The 14589-nt window shown below is 63.0% G+C and carries 14 protein-coding genes; 10 read left to right on the forward strand and 4 right to left on the reverse strand.

Annotated elements, in window-relative coordinates; all coding sequences use genetic code 11:
- Positions 1-3: 3 nt before the first annotated feature.
- From radA to alr, 3 genes are all read right to left on the reverse strand, one after another.
- Entirely contained in the window at positions 4-1374 is a 1371-nt protein-coding gene (gene radA, locus ACE3PH_RS05850; protein ID WP_374317059.1) for a DNA repair protein RadA, read from the reverse strand.
- 6 nt (positions 1375-1380) lie between these two features.
- Positions 1381-1887 (reverse strand): acyl-CoA thioesterase, encoded by a 507-nt coding sequence (locus tag ACE3PH_RS05855; RefSeq protein WP_374317280.1) that lies wholly within the window; start codon positions 1885-1887, stop codon positions 1381-1383.
- Between the two features lie 85 nt (positions 1888-1972).
- A complete protein-coding gene (gene alr, locus ACE3PH_RS05860) occupies positions 1973-3094 on the reverse strand; it encodes an alanine racemase (protein WP_374317060.1) in 1122 nt (373 codons plus the stop codon).
- A gap of 112 nt (positions 3095-3206) precedes the next feature.
- On the opposite strand from alr, the gene lplT reads away from it, so the two are divergent.
- Positions 3207-4496, forward strand: coding sequence for a lysophospholipid transporter LplT (gene lplT / locus ACE3PH_RS05865; protein ID WP_374317061.1), 1290 nt, complete (start codon positions 3207-3209; stop codon positions 4494-4496).
- Between the two features lie 12 nt (positions 4497-4508).
- Here the strand turns inward: lplT and ACE3PH_RS05870 are convergent, their stop codons facing one another.
- Complete coding sequence (locus ACE3PH_RS05870) at positions 4509-6080, reverse strand: helicase HerA-like domain-containing protein (protein ID WP_374317062.1); 1572 nt, start codon at positions 6078-6080, stop codon at positions 4509-4511.
- 141 nt (positions 6081-6221) lie between these two features.
- Between ACE3PH_RS05870 and ACE3PH_RS05875 the strand changes: the two genes are divergently transcribed.
- The 9 genes from ACE3PH_RS05875 to tolB all read left to right on the forward strand — a co-directional run bounded on the left by ACE3PH_RS05875 (position 6222) and on the right by tolB (position 14584).
- Entirely contained in the window at positions 6222-6944 is a 723-nt protein-coding gene (locus ACE3PH_RS05875; RefSeq protein ID WP_374317063.1) for a YebC/PmpR family DNA-binding transcriptional regulator, read from the forward strand.
- Between the two features lie 15 nt (positions 6945-6959).
- On the forward strand, positions 6960-8243 hold the full coding sequence (gene purD, locus ACE3PH_RS05880; protein WP_374317064.1) for a phosphoribosylamine--glycine ligase: 1284 nt from the start codon (positions 6960-6962) through the stop codon (positions 8241-8243).
- A gap of 9 nt (positions 8244-8252) precedes the next feature.
- A complete protein-coding gene (hemF, locus tag ACE3PH_RS05885; RefSeq protein ID WP_374317065.1) occupies positions 8253-9176 on the forward strand; it encodes an oxygen-dependent coproporphyrinogen oxidase in 924 nt (307 codons plus the stop codon).
- Complete coding sequence (gene nadD / locus ACE3PH_RS05890) at positions 9163-9810, forward strand: nicotinate-nucleotide adenylyltransferase (RefSeq protein ID WP_374317066.1); 648 nt, start codon at positions 9163-9165, stop codon at positions 9808-9810. Before hemF ends, nadD begins: the two co-directional genes overlap by 14 nt.
- Entirely contained in the window at positions 9811-10524 is a 714-nt protein-coding gene (rsfS, locus tag ACE3PH_RS05895; protein ID WP_374317067.1) for a ribosome silencing factor, read from the forward strand.
- Complete coding sequence (gene rlmH / locus ACE3PH_RS05900; protein ID WP_374317068.1) at positions 10521-10988, forward strand: 23S rRNA (pseudouridine(1915)-N(3))-methyltransferase RlmH; 468 nt, start codon at positions 10521-10523, stop codon at positions 10986-10988. Before rsfS ends, rlmH begins: the two co-directional genes overlap by 4 nt.
- Positions 10989-11021: 33 nt before the next feature.
- Positions 11022-11642, forward strand: coding sequence for a nucleoside triphosphate pyrophosphatase (locus ACE3PH_RS05905; RefSeq protein WP_374317069.1), 621 nt, complete (start codon positions 11022-11024; stop codon positions 11640-11642).
- Between the two features lie 36 nt (positions 11643-11678).
- Positions 11679-13175: a ribonuclease G gene (gene rng, locus ACE3PH_RS05910; RefSeq protein WP_374317070.1), complete on the forward strand. Its 1497-nt coding sequence runs from the start codon at positions 11679-11681 to the stop codon at positions 13173-13175.
- A gap of 62 nt (positions 13176-13237) precedes the next feature.
- On the forward strand, positions 13238-14584 hold the full coding sequence (gene tolB, locus ACE3PH_RS05915; protein ID WP_374317071.1) for a Tol-Pal system beta propeller repeat protein TolB: 1347 nt from the start codon (positions 13238-13240) through the stop codon (positions 14582-14584).
- Positions 14585-14589: the final 5 nt, after the last annotated feature.

Genomic DNA, 14589 nt, shown 5'->3' on the forward strand with positions numbered 1-14589 from the left:
GTTTCAGCCGAGGCTGCGTACGAGGTCGATGGCTTCTTCTACCCGCTCGACGGGGTGGATGGTGAGTCCCTCGATGGGCTTCTTGGGGGCATTCGCCTTGGGTACCACGGCCACCGAAAAGCCGAGCTTGGCGGCTTCCTTGAGGCGTTCCTGGCCGCGTGGTGCCGGTCGCACCTCACCGGCGAGGCCCACTTCGCCGAAGGCCACGAAGCCCTTGGGCAAGGGCTTGGCGCGCAGGCTGCTCTGGATGGACAGCAGCACGGCCAGGTCGGCTGCCGGCTCGCTGATGCGCACGCCGCCAACCGCGTTCACGAACACATCCTGGTCATAGCAGGCCATGCCAGCATGGCGGTGCAGCACGGCCAGCAGCATGGCCAGACGGTCGCGCTCCAGCCCCACGCTGAGGCGGCGCGGGTTGGGGCCGCTGGTATCGACCAGGGCCTGCAATTCGACCAGCATCGGGCGGGTGCCTTCCAGGGTCACCATCACGCATGACCCTGGCACAGGCTCGCTGTGCGTGGACAGGAAGATGGCGCTCGGGTTGCTGACCCCCTTGAGGCCCTTTTCCGTCATGGCGAACACGCCAATTTCGTTGACAGCGCCAAAGCGGTTCTTGATGGCGCGGATCAGACGGAACGAACTGTGGGTGTCGCCTTCGAAATAGAGCACCGTGTCCACGATGTGCTCCAGCACACGCGGGCCGGCCAGTGCGCCTTCCTTGGTGACATGGCCCACCATCACCATGGTGCAGCCGCTGGATTTCGCTACGCGTGTGAGGTGGGCTGCGCATTCGCGTACCTGCGCCACGGAGCCTGGGGCCGAGCTCAGTTGGTCTGAGTAGATGGTCTGGATGGAGTCGATCACGCAGAAGGCCGGCTTTTCGGCATCCAGTGTGGCGATGATGTTTTCCAGCTGGATTTCAGCCTGCACGCGCACCTGATGGCCATCCAGCCCCAGTCGGCGGGCCCGCAAGGCCACTTGCGCGCCGCTTTCTTCGCCTGTCACATAGAGCACAGGCATTTGCCGGGACAAGGCATCGAGGGCCTGCAGCAGCAGTGTGGATTTGCCAATGCCCGGGTCACCCCCGATCAGGATGACGCCGCCGGCCACGATGCCGCCGCCCAGGACCCGGTCGAGCTCTTCCAGCCCGGTGGGGGTGCGCGAGACATCGGCCGCTTCGATTTCGGAGAGCGTGGCCACAGGCTGCGCTGCATTCAGGCCGCGCGTCAGTGCCTGCATGCGGTTCTTGCCAGGGGTGTCCACGCGGGTTTCTTCCAGCGTGTTCCAGGCCTGGCAGTGCGGGCATTTGCCCAGCCACTTCGGGCTGGTGCCACCGCACTCGCTGCAGGTGTAGATGGTCTTGTCCTTGGCCATGCAGGCTCAGTCGGCCAGGGCGCCGTTGGGCGGGGACTGTTGCTTGATGGCCTGGAACTGGCGGTCCAGATCCTGGCGCAGCTTGCGGCGCAGCTGGGCTTCATGGAAGCGGCGGTGCTCGTCCGGGGTCTCCGGCATCAGCTGCTGCACCGGGGTTGGCTTGGCATTCTCGTCCACGGCCACCATGGTGAAGAAGCAGCTGTTGGCGTGGCGAACCACCTGGGTGCGGATGTTTTCGGCAATCACCTTCACACCGATTTCCATGGAGGACGTGCCAGTGAAGTTGACCGATGCCAGGAAGGTGACCAGTTCCCCCACGTGAATGGGTTGTCGGAAGATGACGCGGTCCACGGAGAGGGTCACGACGTAGCAGCCGGCATAGCGGCTGGCGCAGGCGTAAGCCACCTGATCGAGCAGCTTCAGGATGGTGCCGCCATGTACGTTGCCGGAGAAGTTGGCCATGTCAGGTGTCATGAGCAGGGTCATGCGCAACTGATGGCGTTTGTGATCGATGTCCATGTGTGATTGTGGTGCAATTGTCATGAGGTCCTCAGCAGGAGGGCCTTTGAAGCAAGTTCCATGCTGTTGACCAAATGCCTTAGCCGTGATGCGGTTGCAGCACTTCCACTGATACGCGAGGTGAAATGGCGCACATCAGCTCATAGCTGAGTGTGCCGCAATGGCGGGCGACTTCGTCAATCGGCAAGAGGGTGGGGTGGCCATCGACATGAGGGCCCTGGCCCCACAAGGTCACCTCCGCACCCACATCGGCTTGCGGCACCAGGCTGAGGTCCACGCACAGCATGTCCATCGACACCCGCCCGATCAGTGGCACGCGCACGCCATTGACCAGCACGGGGGTGCCATTCGGGGCCACGCGGGGGTAGCCGTCGGCATAGCCGCAGGCGACCACGCCGATGCGCATGGCGCGGTCTGCCGTGAAACGGCTGCCATAGCCGACGGTGTCACCAGCCTGGAGTTGCTGTGTGCCGATGATCTTGGAGTGCAGGGTCATGGCGGGCAGCAGCCCCCAGTCCGCAGCCGAGTGCTCGGGGTAATCGGGCGAGCCGCCATAGAGCATCAGACCTGGCCTCACCCAGTCGCCGCGGACGGCGGCGTCCTTGCCGTGGCGCAAGACCGCAGCGCTGTTGCAGACGCTGCGCTCGCCACTGAGGTCGGCGCAGGTGCGGTTGAAGACCGCCATCTGGTGGTCGATGCCCCGCGCCGTGTCGGCATCCGAGAAGTGGGTGATGAGGGACACCTCTTCAACCTGCGTCAAGGCGCTCAGGCGTGTCCAGGCGCTGCGAAAGGCGTCCGGGGTGAAGCCCAGGCGGTTCATGCCCGTGTTGAGCTTGAGGAACACGCGGTGCGGCCATTCGGTCTTGTGCTGGGCCAGCCAGTCGATCTGTTCGTCGCAGTGCACCACGTGCCACAGGCCCAGACGCGAGCACCACTCCAAGTCGCGTGCATCAAACACGCCTTCCAGCAACAGAATCGGGCCGCGCCAGTCGAGTTCGCGCAGACGGCGGGCTTCTGCAATTTCCAGCAGGGCAAAACCATCGGTGCCGCGCAGGCCCTCAAAGACGCGCTCCAGGCCATGGCCGTAAGCATTGGCCTTGACGACCGACCAGACTTGCGCATCAGGTGCGCACGCTCGGGCGCGCTGTAGGTTGTGGTGAAGGGCGTCGATGTGGATCAGGGCTTCTAAGGGGCGCGGCATACCGAGATTGTGCCAGCCGACGTGCTATAACCGGCGGCTCAACCTGCGTGTTTCTCAAGTGGCGCAGAATTCGACTCTTGATGACACGCGTGATGCTCTCGGCTGCCTCTCTATGAAAAAAGGCTTTTTCACCATCATGGCGGCGCAGTTCTTCAGCTCGCTCGCCGACAACGCCTTGTTCGTGGCTGCCGTCGAGTTGCTGAGGACTTCAGGCGCCGGCGAGTGGCAACGAGCCGCGCTGGTGCCCATGTTTGCGCTGTTTTATGTGGTGCTGGCGCCCTTCGTTGGCGCCTTCGCCGATGCGCTACCCAAGGGGCGCGTCATGTTCATTTCCAACAGCATCAAGGTGGTTGGCTGCCTGTTGATGCTGTTTGGTGGGCACCCGCTGATGTCGTACGCCATCGTGGGGCTGGGTGCAGCGGCTTATTCGCCGGCCAAATACGGCATCCTCACCGAACTGTTGCCACCTTCGCAATTGGTGAAGGCCAATGGCTGGATCGAAGGTCTGACGATTTCGTCCATCATCCTGGGGGTGGTGTTGGGTGGGCAGTTGATGGGCGGGCATGTGGCGCCGCATCTGCTGTCCTTTGATGTGCCGGTGATTGACACGGGGGTGGACACGCCCGCCGAGGCGGCCATTGCCTGTCTGATTGTGCTGTATGTGATTGCGGCCTTGTTCAACCTCCGCATTCCCCGTACAGAAACCCCCTTGCAGCCCATGCCGTCTCAGCCATGGGTTCTGGTTCCTGATTTCATCGCCTGCAACCGGCGGCTCTGGAAAGACAAGCTGGGCCAGATTTCGCTGGCCACGACGACCTTGTTCTGGGGTGTGTCTGGCAACCTGCGTTATATCGTTCTGGCCTGGGCGGCTGTGGCCCTGGGCTTCGATACGGTGAAAGCATCAGCCCTGGTGGGGGTGGTCGCAGTGGGGACGGCAGTTGGCGCTGTGGTGGCGTCCATTCGCTCCAGGCTTGATCGGGCCACAGGGGTCATTCCGCTGGGTATTGCCATGGGCCTGCTGGTGCTGGGCATGAATTTCATCCGGGACTTGCCTGTGGCCGTGCCTTTCCTGATCATTTTGGGGGGCTTGGGCGGTTACCTGGTGGTGCCCATGAATGCGCTGTTGCAGCACCGTGGCCACAACCTGATGGGGGCAGGGCGGTCCATCGCCGTGCAGAACTTCAATGAACAGGCCTGCATCCTGGTGCTGGGTTTGGGCTACAGCAGCCTGACCAAGGTCGGGTTGTCTGCCTTTGGCGCCATCACTGTTTTCGGCTTGTTTGTGGCGGGCTCCATGGCCCTGATCCGCCGGTGGCACCAGCGCAATCTGGTCCACCATCGCGAAGAAGTCAGTCATCTGCTGGCCATCGCGCGCAGTGATGGCCACCACGGCCACCACTGAAGTCTGCTCAGCTCAGCGTCGGCGCGAGCTGCCGCCACCCAGCAGGGAGCCCAGCACGCCCCGGATGATTTCACGGCCCACCGTCGAGCCAATGGTGCGTGCGGCAGATTTGGCGACCGTTTCCAGAATGGAGTCGCTTCGGCCATTGCCTTTGAGAACCGAGCCCGCCATGTCGCCCAGCCAGCCACCGGCTGACCCTGCGGCCGCATCCTGGGCGCCACCGGGCGTGCCGCGCCGGAAGGCGTCGGCTGCTTCGTCTTTCATCGAGCGCTCACCCTTGGGGGCTGCGTCGGTGTTGGCGGGGCTGCTGGCTGCGCGGCCTTTGAGCTTCTCGTAGGCTGATTCCCGGTCAACCGTCTTCTCATACACACCGGCTACCAGCGAGCTGCTCAGCAAGCCCTGGCGCTGCGCAGCTGTGATGGGCCCGATCTGGCTACCAGGCGGCAGCACGAACACCCGCTGGGTGATCTCGGGGCGGCCCTTGTCATCCAGCAGGCTGATGAGGGCCTCGCCCACGGCCAGCTCGGTGATGGCGGTGGCGATGTCCAGGCCCGGGTTGGCGCGCATGGTCTCTGCGGCGCTTTTGACGGCTTTCTGGTCGCGCGGGGTGAAGGCGCGCAGGGCGTGTTGCACACGGTTGCCCAGCTGACCCAGCACGGTGTCGGGTACGTCCAGGGGGTTCTGGGTCACGAAATAGACGCCCACCCCCTTGGATCGCACCAGCCGTACCACCAGCTCGATGCGTTCGATCAGCGCGGCAGGTGCATCCTTGAACAGCAGGTGGGCTTCATCGAAGAAGAACACCAGTTTGGGCTTGTCGAGGTCACCGACCTCGGGCAGGGTTTCAAACAGCTCGGACAGCATCCACAGCAGGAAGGTGGCGTACAGCCGGGGGGCATTCATCAGCTTGTCGGCGGCCAGGATGTTGACGACACCCTTGCCATCGACGGTTTGCATGAAATCGCCAATGTTGAGCATGGGCTCGCCAAAGAACTTGTCGCCGCCTTGTTCTTCTACCTGCAGCAAGCCACGCTGGATGGCGCCCACGCTGGCCGCACTGATGTTGCCGTATTCGGTGGTGAACTGGCTTGCGTTGTCGCCCACATGCTGCAGCATGGCGCGCAGGTCTTTCAGGTCGAGCAGCAGCAGGCCATTGTCGTCTGCGATCTTGAAAACCAGTTGCAGCACGCCCTGCTGGGTGTCGTTCAGGGCCAGCATGCGGCCCAGCAGCAACGGGCCCATGTCGGAGATGGTGGCGCGCACAGGGTGCCCCTGCTCGCCGAAGACGTCCCACAGGGTGGTCGGGCAGGTGAACGGCTCGGGGGTGTCGATGCCCCGTTCCTGAAGGATGCCGGCCAATTTCGGAGACACCGTGCCCGCTTGCGAGATGCCGGTCAGGTCGCCCTTGATGTCCGCCAGGAACACGGGTACACCCAGTTTGGAGAAGCTTTCAGCCAGTTTCTGCAGCGAGATGGTTTTGCCGGTGCCGGTGGCGCCGGTGATCAGGCCGTGGCGGTTGGCCAGGGCGGGCAGCAGGTGACATTCGGTATCGCCGTGACGGGCGAGCAGGATTGGGTCGGCCATGACAGGGCTCCACTGCGGGTGACGAGGTAAAATCCAAGTATCACTCAGCTTTGACTGAGTCCAATCTGTTCAGCGCGCGATGGCAGGTCGTCTTCGCGCGCTCTGTCGTTATCCATAGACATTCATCCGGAGCACTACGCCATGGCCGGTCATTCCAAGTGGGCCAATATTCAACACCGCAAGGGCCGTCAGGACGAAAAGCGCGGCAAGATCTGGACCCGCCTCACCCGTGAAATCATCGTCTCAGCCCGTCAGGGTGGCGGTGACATCGCGATGAACCCGCGTCTGCGTCTGGCCATCGACAAGGCCAAGGCGGCCAACATGCCGGCCGACAACATCAAGCGCAACATCGACAAGGCCACGGGCAACCTCGATGGGGTCACCTACGAAGAAATTCGCTATGAGGGCTACGGCATCGGTGGCGCAGCCATCATCGTCGACTGCATGACGGACAACCGCGTGCGCACGGTGGCCGATGTGCGTCATGCCTTCAGCAAACATGGCGGTAACCTGGGCACCGAAGGTTCGGTGGCTTTCCAGTTCAAGCACGTCGGGCAGTTCCTGTTCGCGCCGGGCGTGAGCGAGGACAAGGTCATGGAAGTGGCCCTGGAAGCCGGCGCTGAAGACGTCGTCACCCATGACGATGGCTCCATCGAGGTGCTGAGCGCACCCGCCGACTTCGAGGCCGTCAAGGCCGCGCTGGAAGGCGCTGGCTTGAACCCGGAAATCGCCGAAGTGACCATGCGTGCAGAAAACACCGTGGCGCTGGCCGGGGATGAGGCTGCACGCATGCAGAAGTTGCTGGATGTACTCGAGGACCTGGACGACGTCCAGGACGTGTATCACAACGCTGAACTGGACTGAGATCCTGACCACACCATGAATATTCTCGTCATCGGCTCGGGAGGCCGTGAACATGCCCTGGCCTGGAAACTGGCCCAGTCGCCCAAGGCGGGCAAAGTGTACGTGGCCCCTGGTAACGGCGGCACCGCACGCGACAGCCGCCTGGACAATGTGGCCATCACCGATGTGAAGGCCCTGGCTGACTTCGCTCAGGACAACAAGATCACCCTGACCGTGGTGGGCCCGGAAGCACCGCTGGCGGCTGGTGTGGTCGATGAATTCCGTTCGCGTGGCTTGCGCATCTTTGGCCCCACCAAGGCTGCTGCGCAACTTGAAAGTTCCAAGGCCTTTGCCAAGGACTTCATGAAGCGCCATCACATCCCGACGGCGTTTTATGAGACCTTCACCGATGCTGCTGCCGCCCACGCGTACGTGGATCACCATGGCGCCCCCATCGTCATCAAGGCCGATGGCCTGGCGGCGGGCAAGGGCGTGGTCGTGGCGATGTCGCTGCAAGAGGCCCATGAGGCCATCGACTGGATGCTGCTCGACAACAAGCTGGGCGTGCAGCACAACGCGGGCGGCGCCCGTATCGTGATCGAAGAGTTCCTGCAAGGCGAAGAAGCCAGTTTCATCGTGCTGGCCGATGGCAAGAACGTGCTGGCGCTGGCTACTAGCCAGGACCACAAGCGCCTGCTGGATGCCGATGCCGGCCCGAACACGGGCGGCATGGGGGCCTATTCGCCCGCCCCGGTGGTGACACCCAATGTGCACGCCAAGGCGATGCAGGACATCATCCTGCCGACACTGGCTGGCATGGCCAAGGACGGTATTCCCTTCACGGGCTTCCTGTATGCCGGTCTGATGATCGACGCTCAGGGCAACCCCAAGACGCTGGAATTCAACTGCCGCATGGGTGACCCCGAGACGCAGCCGATCATGATGCGACTCAAGAGCGACCTCATCGACGTGTTCATGCACGCCACCGACGGCACGCTCGATCAGGTCGAACTGCAGTGGGACCGGCGCTTTGCGCTGGGCGTGGTCATGGCCGCTGGCGGCTATCCGCTCGACCCGAAGAAGGGCGATGTCATCACCGGCCTGCCTGTGGAGGCTGAAGATGCCGTGGTGTTCCATGCTGGAACCACCATGGTCGATGGCAAGGTGCTCACCAGTGGTGGTCGGGTGCTGTGCGTGACGGCCTTGGGTGAATCTGCCAAGCTCGCCCAGCATCGTGCCTACGAGTACCTGCGCGGCATCCAGTTCGATGGCATGCAGTTCCGCACCGACATTGGCTGGCGCGCCATCAAGCCCCGCTGAGCACAGACCATGAATCAGGCTGACCTCCAAACGGGCGCCGTGCGCGCCTACTTGCTCGATTTGCAGGACCGCATCGTGTCTGCTTTCGAGCAGGCCGACGGCAAACCCTTCTTGCGTGATGCCTGGACCCGTGACCCGGGTGAAAGGCTGCAGGGCGATGGTTGCTCCCGCCTGGTCGAGGACGGCCATGTGCTGGAACGCGGTGGGTGCAATTTCTCGCACGTCAAGGGGGCCACCATGCCGCCTTCGGCCACGCAACACCGGCCTGAGCTGGCCGGGTGCCCGTTCGAAGCCATGGGCGTGTCGCTGGTGTTTCACCCCCGCAACCCTTATGTGCCCACCGTGCACATGAACGTGCGCATGTTTGCTGCGCACAAGCCTGATGGCAGCCTGGTGGCCTGGTTCGGCGGTGGCATGGACCTCACGCCTTACTACGGGTTCGAAGAGGATGCGCGCCACTTCCACCAGGTATGCAAGGCATCGCTGGCTGCATTCGGTGACGACAAGCATCCTCGCTTCAAGGCCTGGTGCGACGAGTACTTCTTCCTCAAGCATCGCAATGAGGCGCGCGGTGTGGGTGGCATCTTCTTTGATGACTTCACCGAGCTGGGCTTCGATGGCGGCTTTGACATGATCCGCTCGGTCGGCGACGCCTTCACCGAAGCCTATCTGCCCATCCTGCAGCGCCGCCGCGATACGCCTTATGGCGAGGCGGAGCGCGATTTCCAGGCTTTCCGCCGGGGGCGCTATGTCGAGTTCAATCTGGTGTGGGACCGCGGTACCCTGTTTGGGCTGCAATCTGGTGGTCGTACCGAGAGCATCCTGATGTCGATGCCACCCCTTGTGAAGTGGCGTTACGACTGGCACCCCGAGCCCGGCACGCCCGAGGCCCGTCTGTACACCGACTTCCTGCCTCCGCGTGACTGGGTCTGATTTCGCCCAGTCGGTTGCCCCGCGTCGAGTCGGTTTGATGGGCGGCAGCTTCGATCCCGTCCACCAGGCGCACGTGAACCTCGCAGCGCTGGCTCTCGCGCAATTGCACCTGGACGAGGTTCGCTGGATACCCGTCGGCCACCCCTGGCAGAAATCACGCCAGCTGGCTTCGGCGGCAGACCGCCTGGCCATGGTTGAAGCGGCCACGGCTCACGAACCCCGGTTTGTGGTGGACCCCATCGAAGTGAACCGATCGGGCCCGTCGTACACTCTCGACACCGTGCGGGCCCTGCAAGGCAGTGCTGAGCCGGATCCGGGCCATTGGTTTCTCATCATCGGACAGGATCAGTACGCCAATTTCCACACCTGGCATGGCTGGCAGGAATTGCTGCAGCGCGTCACGCTGGCTGTGGCAGGTCGTGCTGGCGAGCCACCGCGCCCTGGTGACGCATTGGCAGCCCAGCCTCACGATGTGGTGATGCTGCCCTTGCCCCCCATGCCGGTTTCTTCAACTGACATCCGCGCCCGACTGGCGCGAGGTGAGTATCCCGCCTCCCTGGCGCCTGCACTGGTCCCCGAGCCTGTGGCGCGCTATATTGCCAACCATCAACTCTACGCCCCGAGCCACCGCTGAATGGACATTCGTAAACTGCAACGCGCCATCGTCGATGGCCTGGAAGACGTCAAGGCACAAGATATCCGTGTCTTCAACACCGAACACCTGTCGCCCTTGTTCGAGCGGGTGATCATTGCCACGGGTAACTCCAACCGCCAGACCAAGGCACTGGCGTCGAGCGTGCGCGAGGCCGTGAAGGGCGCCGGTTTCCAGGTGATGCGCACCGAAGGCGAAGACAACAGTGAATGGATCATCGTGGACTGCGGCGCTGCTGTCGTGCACGTGATGCAGCCGGCCATCCGCCAGTACTACCAGCTCGAAGAGATCTGGGGTGAGAAGCCGGTGGCCATCAAGCTCAAGTCCACCAAGACTTCCCTGGTCAAGGCTTCCGAGCCCATGGACGCAGAGGCGCCCGTGAAGCCCCGCAAGGCGTCTGGCAAGGCCACCGCTGCACAGAAGGCAGCAACCACGGCACCGACCACCCGTCAGGCTGCCGCGAAGAAAGCGCCCGCCAAGAAAGCGGCGCCCAAGACTGTCGTGGCCAAGAAGGCAGCCGCCAAGAAGGTGGCTGCGCGCAAGACCGCCAAGGCCCCTGTGGCCGAGACTGTGGTGGTCAACAAGCCAGTCAAGAAGGTGGCCGCCAAGAAAGTGGCTGCCAAGAAGGCACCTGCCAGGAAGCCTGTCGCAGTGAAGAAGGTTGCGGCCAAGAAGACTGCCCGCAAGGCCTCATGAAACTGACCGTGGTGGCGGTGGGCCAGCGTCAGCCGGCCTGGGCCGACACGGCCTGTGAGGATTACCTCAAGCGTTTTCCGCCTGACTGGAAGGTCGAGGTCAAGGCCATCAAGGCCGAGCCTCGCGAAGGCAAGCCTGTGCCTGTCATCATGCAGGCAGAGGCCAACCGCATCGAGTCTGCCCTGGACCGTGGTGTGCGACGCATCATCCTGGATGAGCGTGGCACCCGCCTGACCAGTGTGGAGTTGTCGCGACGCGCCGAGGCGTGGATGCACGATGGCCGGGACGTGGCCTTCATCATTGGCGGCGCAGATGGCATTGATCCGGCGCTCAAGCAGACGGCCGATGAGACCATGCGTCTGTCTGACCTGACCTTGCCGCATGCCATGGCGCGCGTGATGCTGCTGGAGCAGCTCTACCGCGCCTGGTCGCTGTTACACAATCACCCTTATCACCGCGCCTGAGTTGCCTGGGGCGCGGTTTGCTGATTCCTGACCATGTCCCACCAGCCCGACTCAGAACACTTCATCTACCTGGCATCACAAAGCCCTCGTCGCCGTCAGCTGTTGACACAACTGGGCGTGCGGTACGAGATGCTCCTGCCCGAAGCGCATGAAGATGCGGAGGCGCTGGAGACCGAGCGTGCAGGTGAAAAGCCGGAAGACTACGTGCAGCGCGTGACGCTGGCCAAGTGGGAGGCTGCCCGCGCCAGGCTGGATCGCTGGCGCGCCACATCGGGCCACACGCTGGCGCCGGTGCTGTGTGCTGACACCACGGTGGCCGTCGATGACGACATCCTGGGCAAGCCGCAAGATGCCGCTGATGCCGCACGCATGCTGACCCGCCTGTCGGGACGCAGCCACCGGGTGCTCACCGCTGTGGTGGTGGATGGGCGTATTCTGGTCAGCACCTCGCATGTTGAATGGCGGACACTGGACGACGACGAAATCGCCCGTTACGTGGCCAGCGGGGAACCCATGGGCAAGGCCGGGGCCTACGCCATCCAGAGCCAGGCCGCAGCGTGGACGCGTCGCATGGACGGCAGCTACAGCGGCATCATGGGCTTGCCACTCTTTGAAACAGCGGAATTGCTCAAGCCTTTAGGCTGGCGGTTCTGAGTCGCTTCCACCGAATAGCTCACCGGACCTTTGCGTATGGCCTTTCCTCACGACATCCTGATCAACTGGACTCCCCAGGAGACCCGCGTCGCCATCGTCGAAAACGGCGCTGTGCAGGAGTTGCACGTCGAGCGCGCACTGGAGCGCGGCCTGGTCGGCAACATCTATGCGGGCAAGGTTTCTCGTGTCCTGCCAGGCATGCAGTCGGCCTTCATCGACATTGGGCTGGAGCGCGCCGCTTTTTTGCATGTGGCAGACCTGCATGCGGAAGACGGCGGCAGCAACCGCCGGCACAGCGAAGCCCCTGTGCCCATTGAGAAGCGGGTGCATGAGGGCCAGACCCTGATGGTGCAAGTCATCAAGGACCCCATTGGGACCAAGGGGGCTCGGCTGTCTACCCAGGTCAGCATTGCAGGCCGCTTGCTGGTGTTCCTGCCGCAGGACGAACACATTGGCATCTCGCAGAAGATTGGCTCGCCCGAACTGCGCGAGCAACTGCGCCAGCGCATGCTGACATTGCTGGGCGAGGCCGATAACCGGGAAGGGCGCACCCGTTCCGGGGGCTTCATCTTGCGGACCAACGCAGAAGACGCATCTGACGAAGAGCTTGCCGCCGATATCGCCTACTTGCGCAAGACCTGGGCAACCATCCGCGAGCAGGCGCTCAAGGCGGCACCGGGGTCGCTGTTGTATCAGGACCTGAACCTCGCTCAGCGGGTGCTGCGAGATCTGGTCACCGATCAGACCCAGAGCATCCGCATTGACTCGCTGGTGCAATTCCAGTCGATGCGCGCTTTCGGGCAGGAGTTCACCCCCTCGGCAGTGGGCAAGCTGCAGCACTACAAGGGCGAGCGCCCCATTTTCGACCTCTACAACATCGATCAGGAAATCGAGAAAGCCCTGGCGCGTCGGGTGGATCTGAAGTCGGGCGGGTACCTCATCGTGGACCAGACCGAAGCGCTCACCACCTTTGACGTCAACACCGGTGGCTATGTCGGTGCGCGCAATTTCGACGACACGATTTTCAAGACCAACCTGGAAGCGGCACAGGCCATTGCGCGGCAGCTGCGGCTGCGCAATCTCGGGGGCATCATCATCCTGGACTTCATCGACATGCTGCGAGAAGACCACCGGGAGCAGGTGCTGGCCGAGTTGCGCAAGCAACTGGGGCGCGACCGCACGAAGATGACGGTCAGCAGTTTCTCTCCCCTGGGGCTGGTCGAGATGACCCGCAAGCGTACGCGTGAATCGCTGGCCCACATGCTGTGTCAGCCTTGTCCGACTTGTGAAGGCAGGGGGCAGGTCAAGACGGCGCGCACGGTCTGCTACGACATCCTGCGCGAAATTTTGCGTGAGGCTCGGCAGTTCAATCCCAAGGAATTCCGGGTGGTGGCCAGCGCCGCCGTGGTCGAGATGATGCTGGACGAAGAAAGCGACCACCTGGCCGGTTTGATCGAGTTCATCGGCAAGCCTGTGTCACTTCAAGCGGAACCTTCTTTCTCGCCAGAGCACTATGACATTGTGCTGATCTGACATTGCTTCGTAAATATTGGCACAATAGCAACCTTGACCGTGTCACAACGGCAAACAAGACAATGCCTGATCTTTTATTGAAACAGACAGCTTCTTCGCCTGTGCTGGCTTCGCGCCGCAGTTGCTTGAAGGGGCTGATGTCTGGTGGTGCGCTGGCGGCTACAGGGCTGTTCGCTGCACCGGCTCTCGCACAGTTCCGAGTGGAAATCTCCGGCGTGGGTGCCACCCGTATTCCGGTGGCCATTGCCCGGTTCCGCGGTGAAGAGCGTGCTCCGCAACCGGTCTCGGCCATCGTCTCGGACGACCTCAACCGCTGTGGCCTGTTCCGTGTGCTGGACGCCTCGTCCGCCGGGATGGATGATGCGGCCCGCCCCAACCTCAGCGACTGGCGTGGCAAAGGTGCAGATGCCTTGCTGGCTGGCTCCATCACGCAGTTGGCTGATGGTCGATACGACATCCGTTACCGTATCTGGGATGCTGTCAAGAACCGCGATTTCGGTATCCAGAGCCTGGTGGTGACGGCCATCGACCTGCGCCTGGCTGCACACCGCATCGCCGACGACATTTATGAAAAGCTCACGGGTGACAAGGGGGCGTTTGCCACCCGCATCGCCTATGTCGCCAAGACCGGCAAGCGCTATGTGCTGTGGGTGGCCGACTCTGACGGCAAGGGCGAGCGAGATGCCCTGACCAGCTTGGAGCCCATCATTTCGCCGGCCTGGTCGCCTGATGGCAGCAAGCTGGCCTATGTGTCGTTCGAAGGCGGCAAGGCTTCGGTCATGGTGCAGGAGCTCACCACTGGGCGTCGCTACACGGTGGCCCGTTTCAAGGGCACCAACAGCGCACCCTCGTGGTCGCCTGATGGCCGTCAACTCGTGGTGACGCTGAGCCGCGATGGTGGCTCGCAACTGTATGTGATCGGGGCGGATGGCAGTGGTGCACGTCGGTTGACCCAGAGCGGCGCCATTGATACCGAAGCCACTTTTTCGCCTGACGGCGCCAGCTTGTACTTCGTCAGCGACCGTGGCGGCACACCCCAGATTTACCGCATGCCAGCGGGTGGTGGCAGCGCCCAGCGCCTGACTTTCAACGGCCCCTACAACATCAGCCCGGCCATCAGCCCGGACGGCAAGTCGATGACCTTCATTGCGCAGGTCAATGGTGCTTTCCGTGTGCATGTGATGGACTTGGCCTCGGGCCAGGTGAAGGCCCTGACCGATACCCGTGATGACGAGAGCCCGAGTTTTGCCCCGAATGGCAAGACCATCATCTACGCCACACGCGCCCAAGGCCGTGACGTGCTCATGACCACCTCGCTGGATGGTCGCATCAAGGCCACCCTCAGCACGCCCTTGGCCGATGTACGTGAGCCCGTCTGGGGCCCCGATATGTTTGGTGCCAAGCGCTGACTGCC

The sequence above is a fragment of the Aquabacterium sp. genome, from assembly GCF_041909175.1.
GTDB lineage: Bacteria > Pseudomonadota > Gammaproteobacteria > Burkholderiales > Burkholderiaceae_C > Aquabacterium.